Here is a 10,957-nt window from a genome sequence, read left to right as displayed (position 1 = left end):
AAGCTTGAAGAGCTCCGCCTAACGACCGCAGGCCGGCTCGCAAACTGTATCGCCTTATGCTGCGTGGTGGCCTGGCGTATCTCATGGATAACAATGCTCAGGCGTGAATTACCAGGGACGTCGCCTTCTACCGTTTTTACAGATGTGGAACGCCAAATACTCGAACAGTTCACACCCATACGCAAACTCAGCACTTCACCAGACCTGGATTTTTACATCCGGGCAGTCGCCAGACTGGGTGGTTACCTTGATCGCGCTTCCGATGCTCCGCCCGGAACAACTGTTATCTGGAGAGGAATGTCTCGCCTGGCAGATATCGTTACAGGTGCTCTCTCCTATCAAATTACAGAAGAAAAAATTTATGGGTAACTGCAAGTCGGTCATCAGCATCCAGACAAACCGTGACACCAGCACCACCGCCACGATGCCCGCCACCGGGCGGAACACGTCCTGCGCCACCCATGGCGTGCCCATATGACGCAGCACGATGGCATGCAGCGAAATACCGATCAGCACGAAGACAAGGGATTCCAGCACGAACACCAGCACTTCCCATACCGCCGCCCAGCGCAGGCGTTCGTCGGCGCTGAACACGTCATGCTGCCGCCAGCCCAGAACCAGCCCGGCCACGACCGTGGTGATGACGCCCGACGCCCCGACCTGCTCCCGGCCACCCATGGCAGCAGCAGCGTCATGGTGATGCTGAGAATACGGTCACGCACCCGTGCCAGCAGCCTGATCCAGACCCATGCCAGCGCACAGCCCAGCACCAGTCCACCCAGCGCCAGGAAGAAAAACGTGACCGTGGCGTGCACGGCCCCGAAACTGCCGGTCATGACAGCAACCGTGGCAAAACGGTAGATCACCAGACTGGCCGCGTCATCCAGCAGGCTTTCGCCTTCCAGCAGCGTCGTCATCCGTTCAGGCAGGGGTACGTGCTTGAGCACCGCCTTCGCCGCCACCGCATCGGGCGGGGCGACGATCGCGCCAAGGGCAACGCAGGCCGCCCACGGCATGAACGGAATCAGCCAGCGCGTCGCGACAGCCACGGCCAGCGTGGTGAACGCAACCCCGCCCACCGCCAGCTGCAGTATGCCCAGAAGATGCGTCCGGAATGCATGCCAGACGGAAAAATACGCCCCCGCCAGCAGAAGCGGTGGCAGGAATACGATCAGCACCAGATCGGGATCGATCCCGATCACCGGCACGCCGGGCACCAGCGCAATGGCGATCCCCCCCAGTACCAGTGCGGCCGCGGGTGGCAGGCGCAGCTTGCGCGCCACCAGTTCCAGCCCCACGATCAGGACGATCAGCAGCAGGATGAATTCAAACCGCCCTACATTGGACATGCGCGCCATACCTGTCAGGTTGCCGGGCATTCGCCATGGCCCCTGTCCGTAACGCGTCACGACGGGGTCGGTGCCCTACGCTGATGCCGCGGGGGTAATGTATACTGTAATAAAACATGACCCGCACGGGTTCCGCGCCCCGGTATGGCGCGACGCAGGCGATCATACGTCCCGCCCGTGGCGGCCGGCAGGGGACTGCGCCCATGCCCGGACGCGCCACCACAAACGGCGCGGTCTGTTTTTTCCAAATACAGTATTGCCCGAAACAGTTCTCCCGACGTTCCATCCCTTTGCATGTTTTTCATTATGGAATCGGAATTGATATTTTAAAAATACAATAAAAGACGTGGAATGTGCATGCAACGCAGCCCCGACAGGCACGTTCATGACAGGCTGTCGGCAATCCGGCCCACGTGACTGCCGCCATGCCCGTACAAGCTGACATGACCCCTACACCACCCCCGTATTCCCCGCACAGAGGAGGACAGAGGATGGGTGCATCCCAAAAACCCGCACAGCCGGGCCAGCCCATGCCGTCCGACAGGACGCAACCGACCGCCACGCCCGATACGCCGGGACATTTCCCGCGCAACGGAACCCCCATGCCGCAGCCCCCCCGCGCGGCGCCGCCCCGTCCGCCCGACGCGGCGCCAGAAACCATATTGCGCGGGCCCACGCCCCCTGCGCCACGGCCAAGGAAAAGCCTTTTCCGAAAATGAACGCCAGCACAGGCGGCCGCCTGCCCGCAGGCGCGGATGTGCATGAAACTGGAGCAGAATATGGACGGGACCACCACCTTCCCACAGCCCGACCGTGCATTCTGGCCTAAACGGCACCCATGGCTGGCACGCCTGCTGGGCCGGGTACCGCCACCCATATGGGAAGACGACTTCGCCCCGCTGAAAAGCGAGATCTTTGGCATGGAACGGCTGGAAGCCCATGCCCGCAGCCTTGCCGCCGCCCAGACCGTCGTCCCCCACGGGCATGGCCGTGAGTACGGCCGGCCGCTGTCACGCCGGCTGGCTGAAAACGGGGCCTTCCTGCGCGCCGCCGACGCGCGGATCGCGCAGGATATCCAGAACGGGAAACAGCTTACCCCTGCGGCCCAGTGGCTGGCGGACAATTACGCGCTGGTGGACATGCAGATACGCGAGACGGATCTGGACCTGCCCGCCGGTTATTACGCGCGCCTGCCCAAGCTGGCCAATGGCCCCTTTGCCGGACTGCCCCGGGTCTTTGGCGTGACATGGGCGCTGGTCGCCCATACCGACAGCAACCTGCAGCCTGAAATCCTGTATAATTACCTGCTGGCATACCAGAGCGTGACGCCCCTTACGATCGGGGAACTGTGGGCCGTCTCGATCACACTGCGGATCGTGCTGATCGAGAACCTGCGCCGGGTTGTCGGCGCGATCATGGACAATAACGCCAGCAGGCGCGCGGCCGACCAGCTGGCCGACCAGCTTGATGCCTACCGCAAGGGCACGCAGGCCGCCATGTCCGGCTTTCTGGCCGCTGTTGACCCGCGTATCCTCAACTATGCGTTTACGGCGCAGCTTGCCCACCGTTCGCGTGGGCTGGACCCCGAAAAGGATCCCGCCCTTGTCTGGCTGGAGCAGCGTCTGGCGGACCGGGGCACCACCATTGACAATGCAGTGCGCGATGACCTGCATGAACAGGGCACGTTCAACGCCACCATACGCAACATCATCACCAGCCTGCGACTGATCGCGGGTTTTGACTGGACCGAGGCGTTCGGGCGCATCTGCCTCATCGACCGGCTTTTTGCCGAGTATGACAGCTTTACACAGGCCGATTTCGCCAGCCGGGACCTGTATCGCAAGGCCATAGAGGATCTGGCCCGCGGCAGCACCCTGACCGAAATGGCCATAGCCGGACAGGCGGTAGCCATGGCGCGCGCCGCACAGGCCACGGGCACGGATGACCCACGCCGCGCCGATCCGGGCTATTACCTGCTCATGGCCGGACGGCCCGCGCTGGAAGCCGCCATCCATTTCCGGCCCACCCTGCCGCGCCGGATGGTAAGGGGGTTCTGCGCATACGGGATCGCGGCCTACAGTCTCGTGGTCACGCTGCTGACCATGCTGTTCATCGCCATTCCGCTGTGGCTGACATGGCAGACCGGCATGAATACCGCGTGGCTGCTGCCCCTGCTGGCCTTCGTACCGGTTTCGGAGGCAGCAGTCGCCTGCGTCAACCGCCTGGCGCTGGAGGCGGTGCATGCCACCACCCTGCCGAGTCTGGAATTCCGGCACGGCATTCCTGCGCACCTGCGCACCATGGTGGTCGTGCCCGCGCTGCTGACGACGGAAAAAACCGTGGCCGAACTGCTGGCCCGCCTGGAGGTCCATTACCTGACCGTGCGGGATGACGCGGTGCATTTCGCGCTGCTGACCGACTGGACCGACCATGACAGCGCCGATGCGCCAGATGACCAGCGCCTGCTGGCGCTGGCGCGCGCGGGTATGGAACGCCTCAACCAGAAATACGGGCACGGCCCGCATGGCATGCGCTTCTACCTGCTGCACCGCAGGCGCGTATGGTGCGAAAGCGAACGGGCGTGGATGGGGTGGGAGCGCAAGCGCGGCAAGCTGCATGAACTCAACCACCTGCTGCGCGGGGCCGTGGACACGACCTTCCTGCCCCCTGCCCATGCCCTGCCCGCGGACATACGCTATGTCATCACGCTGGATGCCGATACGCGCCTGCCGCTGGAAACCGTGTGCCGCCTGATTGGCAAGATCGCCCATCCCCTCAACACGCCCCGCTTTGATCCGGTATCGGGGCGGGTGCATGAAGGCTACGCGATCCTGCAGCCACGGGTGACGCCATCACTGCCCGTGGGCCACCAGAGCACACTGTTCCAGCGCATTTTCGCCAGCGCCAGCGGTATCGACGCCTATTCCGCCGCCGTGTCCGACCTGTATCAGGACATGTTTGGCGAAGGATCATACGCAGGCAAGGGCATATACGATATCGATGCCTTCGAGGCGGCACTGGCCCGGCGGGTGCCGGATTCCACCATGCTCAGCCATGACCTGTTCGAAGGCATTTTCGCCCGTGCCGGTCTGGTGACGGATATCGAGGTAGTGGAGGAATTCCCCACCGACTACCTTGTCGCGGCCCAGCGGCTGCATCGCTGGACACGGGGCGACTGGCAGTTGCTGCCTTGGATCGTATCCAGCCTGCCGCCACGCAGCGTGCCCGTCCGTGCCCGGCTTTCGGGCATCGCGCGGTGGAAGATGCTGGACAACCTGCGCCGCACGCTGTGCATGCCACTGGCGCTGGCGACACTTGTGGCGGGATGGCTGCTGCCGTTCCATGCCGCCGTGGTCTGGACAACCTTCATCCTGCTGGCGCTGGCGCTGCCCGCGTTCCTGCCGGTGCTGCCCGATATCGTGCCCCGGCGGGAATGGATAACGCTGCGCAGCTACCTCAGCGTAATCGGTGCGAAAAGCGCCGAGGCAGCGGTGATGACTTTCCTGACCATCACCTTCCTTGCCCATCAGGCCGTCATCATGACGGATGCGATCATCCGCACGCTGGTCCGCGTGCTCATCACGCGCCGTCACCTGCTGCAATGGGTGCCCGCCGCCCAGATCGCGGGGCTCATGCGCTCGGGCCTTGCGGGATATTACGGACGGATGGCCACCGCCCCCCTGCTGGGTGGGGGCTGCGTCATGGCCACGGTCATCTGGGCGCCATGGAGCCTGTTCATGTCCGTGCCCGTTGCGACACTGTGGGCGCTTTCGCCCGCCGTGGCGATGTGGGCCAGCCGCACGCCGGTCGTTGCCGTGCGTTCGCGCCCCTCGCGCACTGATATCCGCATCCTGCGCATGACCGCGCGCCGGACGTGGCGTTTCTTTGAAACCTTTACCACGCCTGCGGACCACATGCTGCCGCCGGACAATTTTCAGGAAGACCCGGCCCCCGTCCTGGCCCGGCGCACGTCGCCCACCAATATCGGCCTGTATCTGCTGTGCTGCGCCAGTGCGCGGGATTTTGGCTGGATCGGCCTGGCCGATGCCGTGGCCCGGCTGGAAGCGACCTTTGCCACGCTGGAAACCATGGCGCGCTACCGGGGGCATTTCTACAACTGGTATGCCACCGATGACCTGCGCCCGCTTGATCCGGTCTATATTTCCAGTGTTGACAGCGGCAATCTGGCTGGCCACCTCATCGCGCTGTCCAGCGCGTGCCAGCGGTGGCTGGAAAGCGGTCCGGAAATCGATACATGGCGCGAGGGCGTCACGGATGCGCTTAATATCGCCATAGCCGACCTGACCTTCCACAACGGCAGGCGCGTGACCCATGCACCGGCACAGCGCCAGTTGCTGCGGCTGCTGACGGGACTGAAGAATGCCGTCCTGTCCGCTGGCGCCAGCCGGTCGATGGCGGCCCTGTCCGCCCTGCACCGTCAGGCCGGCGCGGTCCTGGATCACGTGGCGACGATGCCTGCCCCGTCATCGGGTCAGGACGGACAGGACGCTGCTGAACAGACGTTCTGGGCCGCCGCCCCGATGCGCACGCTGGAAAGCCACCTGCGCGACCTTGACACGGACCTGTACGCAACGCTGGGCGCACGGCTGGACACCGTGGCGCAGAAGGCGCGGCGCATGGCGCAGGACATGGATTTCGCCTTCCTGTGCAACCCGTCGCGCAAGCTGCTGTCCATCGGCTACCTTGTGGCCGAAGATACGCAGGACGCCAACTGCTACGACCTGCTGGCGTCCGAGGCGCGGCTGGCGGTGTTCTTCGCCATTGCCAAGGGCGACATGCCCGCCCATGACTGGTTCCGCCTTGGCCGGTCCATCACACCGGTGGGCAGCGGGGCGGCGCTGGTTTCGTGGTCAGGGTCCATGTTCGAGTACCTCATGCCATCTCTGGTCATGCGGGCCCCCATGGGCAGCCTGCTGGAACAGACCAACAGGCTGATCGTGCAGCGCCAGATCGCCTATGGACAGGACCGCGACATTCCGTGGGGCATATCGGAATCCGCTTATAATGCGCGCGATCTCGACTACACCTACCAGTATTCCAATTTCGGCATTCCCGGACTGGGGCTGAAACGGGGGCTGGGGCTGGATACGGTGGTCGCCCCCTACGCCACCATGCTGGCCGCCATGATCGACCCGCAGAAAGCGGTGGCCAACCTGCATACACTAGAAAGAACCGGGGCGCTGGGGCGGTACGGCCTGTATGAAGCGCTGGACTATACCCCCGACCGCGTGCCCGACGACCAGCGCGTCGCGATCATCCGCGCCTACATGGCCCATCATCAGGGCATGTCCATCCTTGCGGTGGCCGATACGGTCATGAATGGCATCATGCGCGCGCGCTTCCATGATGACCCGGTCATTGCCTCGGCCGAACTGCTGCTGCAGGAACGCGCGCCCCGCACCGGCGCCGTCGCCCGCCCCCTGCCGTCCGAGGACGATACCCATGCCCCCGTTCCCACCCTGGCAACCCCTGCGGGGCGTTACGTGGACCGCGCCGACATGGGTGGCCCGGTCACGCACCTACTGTCCAACGGGCGTTACACGGTCATGCTGACGGCGGCGGGATCGGGCTACAGCCGGTGGCAGGGGCAGGCAATCACGCGCTGGCGCGAGGATGCAACACGGGATGAATACGGTCAGTACCTGTACATCCGCAACCGCAGGACAGGCCGCCTGTGGTCAGCAGGGCTGCAACCCACCGACACCATCCCCGATGAATATGCCGTGGTCTTTCATGAAGACCGCGCCGAATTCGCCCGCCGTGACGGGACGGTCACCACCACGCTGGACGTACTGGTATCAGCCGAGGACGATGCGGAAGCGCGACAGGTCTCGGTCTTCAACGCGGGCGGCGAGACGCTGGATATCGATATCACGTCCTGTGCCGAACTGGCGCTGCTGGCGCAGAATGCCGATCTTGCCCATCCCGCCTTTACCAAGCTGTTCGTGCAGACCGAATATATTCCCCAGTCCCGCGCCCTGATCGCCACGCGCCGCAGGCGCACGGGAGACGAGCCGGAAATATGGGTCGCCCATCTGGTCCTGTGTGACGGTCCCATCGAGATCGAGACGGACCGCGCCCGCTTCATCGGCCGCAGGCATAACGCACGCCATCCCGCCGCCATGGCCACGCATGCCCCCCTGTCCGGCACGACCGGGACGGTGCTGGACGCGCTCCTCGCCATCCGCGCGCGGGCATCCATCCGCCCCGGCGCCATGGCGCGCGTCACGTTCTGGACCATGGTCGCCCCCAGCCGTGCGGCCCTGCTGGACCTGATCGACACGCATCAGGACCATGCCGCATTCGATCGCGTGCGCACGCTGGCGTGGACGCAGGCGCAGGTGCAGTTGCGCCACCTGGATGTCTCCCCCGCCATGGCGGATCTGTTCCAGCGGCTGGCGGGGCACATCGTGTTCGCAACGCCCAGCCTGCGGGCCACCTCCGCACAGATCGCACGTGGGGCTGGCGCGCAGCCGCTGTTGTGGGAACAGGGCATTTCGGGCGACCTGCCGATTGTCGTGCTGCGCGTGCGCGAAAATTCCGGCACGGACATCGTGCGCGTCCTGCTGCTGGCGCATGAATATTTCCGGCTCAAGCAACTGGCGGTGGATCTTGTCATCCTTAACGAACACCCGTCTTCCTACCTGCAGGACCTGCAGGCATCGCTGGACCAGCTTGTCCGCGCGGCCCCCCGCACGGCAGGGACCGCGGGATCCGTGCGCGTGCTGCGCGCCGACCTGATTACGCCCGCCGTGCGCCACCTGATCATATCGGTGGCCCGCGTGGTGCTGGATGCGGACCACACGCTGACAGCACAGCTTGACCAGGGGGAAAGGCCACGGACGCGACAGTTCCCGCCTGCCCCGCCCGCGGTCCCGCCGCCGCCTTCGGGATCTGACGTGCCGCCGGTGCCCGAACTGGAACTGTTCAACGGCCATGGCGGCTTTGCCAGAAACGGACAGGAATACGTGATCGTTCTTGGTCCCGGCCAGACCACGCCCGCGCCATGGATCAACGTGATCACCAATGACACATTCGGCTTCCAGGTCTCGGCCGAAGGCAGCGGCTATACGTGGTCGGGCAATAGCCGCGAACACCAGATCACGCCATGGTCGAACGACCCGGTCAGTGACCACGCGGGCGAAGTCTTCTATTTCCGTGACGAGGACACCGGTGCCCTGTGGTGTCCCACCGCCGCCACCCGGCGTGACGCCACGGCCACCTATGTCACCCGCCACGGACGCGGCCATACGCGCCTGGAGCGCGTGGCGCATGGGATCGCCAGTTGCCTGCTGCAGTACGTGCCGGTATCGGACCCGGTCAAGATCACGCGCATACAGCTGCATAACCAGTCGGACCAGCCGCGCACCCTGTCCGTCACCGCCTATGTTGAATGGGTGCTGGGGGCGGCACGCAGTACGGCCGCCCCCTTTGTCATGACCGAACATGACGGGGAAACCGGTGCGCTGTTCGCCCGTAACCGCTGGAATGCCACATATGCGGACCGCGTCGCCTTTGCCGATATCGGCGGCTACCTGACCGCCACTTCCGGTGACCGCGCGGCCTTCATCGGTCCCAACGGCACCATGGACCATCCCCTTGCCTTCACCCATGCCGGTGGCGTGCAGGGGGCGACGGGGGCCGGGCTGGACCCGTGCGGCGTGGTGCAGACCATGGTGACCCTGCCACCGGGTGGACGGGCGGAAATCATGTTCCTGCTGGGTGAAGGCATGGATGCCGAGCACGCCCGCAGCCTGATTGCCCAGTACCGCACCGCCAATCCTGACCATGTGCTGGCAGCCGTCACGCAGCACTGGGACACGGTAACGGGTGCGATACAGGTCCGGACCCCTGACCGCACGATGGACATCATGCTCAACGGCTGGCTGCTGTACCAGTCACTGGCCAGCCGGGTGCAGGCACGGGCCGGGTTTTACCAGGCCAGCGGGGCATACGGCTTCCGTGACCAGCTGCAGGACGGCATGGCGCTGACCCTGTCCTGTCCCGCCCGCGTGCGCGCGCACCTGCTGCGCGCCGCGTCCCGGCAGTTTGTCGAAGGGGATGTGCAGCACTGGTGGCTGCCCAACACGGGCGCGGGCGTGCGGACCCATATTTCCGATGACTGCGCGTGGCTGGCGCACACGGTGGCGCATTATGTCGCGACATCCGGCGATACGGGCGTGCTGGATGAACGCATCCCCTTCCTGCAGGCGCCCGAACTGCCCATTACCGAGCATGACCGTTTCATAATCCCCGCGATTTCAGAGCAGAGCGGCACACTGTTCGAACATTGCGCCCGCGCGCTGGATCACAGCCTTGCTGTCGGCGCGCACGGCCTGCCGCTCATGGGCACGGGTGACTGGAACGACGGCATGAACCGCGTGGGCGAACAGGGGCGTGGCGAAAGCGTATGGCTGGGCTGGTTCCTGCATGACGCGCTGATGACCTTCATCCCGCTGGCGCGCGCACGCGGCGATGATGCCCGCGCGCAGGCGTGGCAGGACCACGCCAGCGCCCTTGCCACGGCGCTGGAAGCCACATGGGATGGCGACTGGTACCTGCGTGCCTATTTTGACGATGGCACGCCCCTTGGTTCCCACGCCAGCACGGAATGCCAGATCGACGCAATTTCACAGTCATGGTCCGTGCTGTCCGGTGTCGCACTGCCCGAACGGGCGGAACATGCCATGCGATCGGCCATGGCGCGGCTTGTCCGGCCTGATGAGGGGCTGGTCCTTGTCCTGACGCCGCCATTTGACGCCATCGGTCCCGATCCGGGCTATATCCGCAGCTACCCACCCGGCATACGCGAAAATGGCGGCCAGTACACCCATGCCGCCCTGTGGACCACCATGGCCATGGCGGTACTGGGCGACGGCGATCGCGCCCACGGCCTGTTCCATATGCTGAACCCGATCAACCACACGGGCAAACCCGAAGGCGTGGCCCGTTACAGGCTGGAACCCTATGTGGTCGCGGCCGACATCTATTTACGCCCGCCCCATGTGGGCCGGGGGGGATGGTCGTGGTATACCGGATCGGCCGGGTGGATGCAGCGCGTGGGGACCGAAACCATCCTCGGCCTGCGCATTCATGGCACGCAACTTCTGGTCGCCCCGTGTATCCCCCATGAATGGCCCGGGTTCACGGCAACGGTACGCTGGCGCACGGCAACCTATCATATTACCGTAAACAATCCTGACCAAGTCTGCCGTGGCATAATACCAACCATTGTTTGGCCTGACTCACGGGGTACCCATCGGTTTAAAAATGTGATTCATAGGATGCAGACCATTCTCTGAAGGAGGCATTCTGGATGGGCAGCCCTCTATCCCTGCGTGACGATCATGATAGTTCGGAGTTGCGACGCCTTGCGCGCAGAAGCCGGCATGCGGGTCAGTCGCGTCGCCTGTTGGCGCTTGCGGCGATTTATGATGGCGCCTCGCGCGGCGAGGCGGCCCTGCTTGCGGGGACAGACCGTCAGAGTATCCGTGACTGGGTGCTGCGTTTCAATGCGGATGGCCCGGATGGCCTTGTGGATCGTCATGGCGGGGGACAGAAAGCCCGCCTGACACAGGAGATGCTGT

At 64.7% G+C, this 10,957-nt stretch carries 4 protein-coding genes; 3 read left to right on the top strand and 1 reads right to left on the bottom strand.

Features of this window, described 5'->3' with window-relative positions; translation table 11 throughout:
* Window positions 1-93: 93 nt before the first annotated feature.
* Window positions 94-369, top strand: a complete 276-nt coding sequence (locus GEU01_RS27595; protein ID WP_081499975.1) for an IS4 family transposase — start codon at window positions 94-96, stop codon at window positions 367-369.
* Window positions 370-509: 140 nt separating this feature from the next.
* Here GEU01_RS27595 and GEU01_RS23065 read toward each other — a convergent pair whose 3' ends face one another.
* On the bottom strand, window positions 510-1,349 hold the full coding sequence (locus GEU01_RS23065; RefSeq protein ID WP_232272590.1) for a cation:proton antiporter: 840 nt from the start codon (window positions 1,347-1,349) through the stop codon (window positions 510-512).
* Window positions 1,350-2,128: 779 nt separating this feature from the next.
* Here GEU01_RS23065 and GEU01_RS16685 point away from each other — a divergent pair.
* Both GEU01_RS16685 and GEU01_RS16680 read left to right on the top strand, forming a co-directional pair.
* Window positions 2,129-10,672: a GH36-type glycosyl hydrolase domain-containing protein gene (locus GEU01_RS16685; RefSeq protein WP_232272589.1), complete on the top strand. Its 8,544-nt coding sequence runs from the start codon at window positions 2,129-2,131 to the stop codon at window positions 10,670-10,672.
* Window positions 10,673-10,686: 14 nt separating this feature from the next.
* Window positions 10,687-10,957, top strand: a 271-nt coding sequence (locus GEU01_RS16680) for a helix-turn-helix domain-containing protein (protein ID WP_026018770.1), incomplete at its 3' end; no start/stop codon positions are given.

This window comes from Komagataeibacter europaeus LMG 18890 (assembly GCF_000285295.1).
Taxonomy (GTDB): domain Bacteria; phylum Pseudomonadota; class Alphaproteobacteria; order Acetobacterales; family Acetobacteraceae; genus Komagataeibacter; species Komagataeibacter europaeus.
The sequence above is the reverse complement of the archived record's forward strand: the minus strand, read 5'-3'. Positions and strand labels throughout refer to the sequence as shown.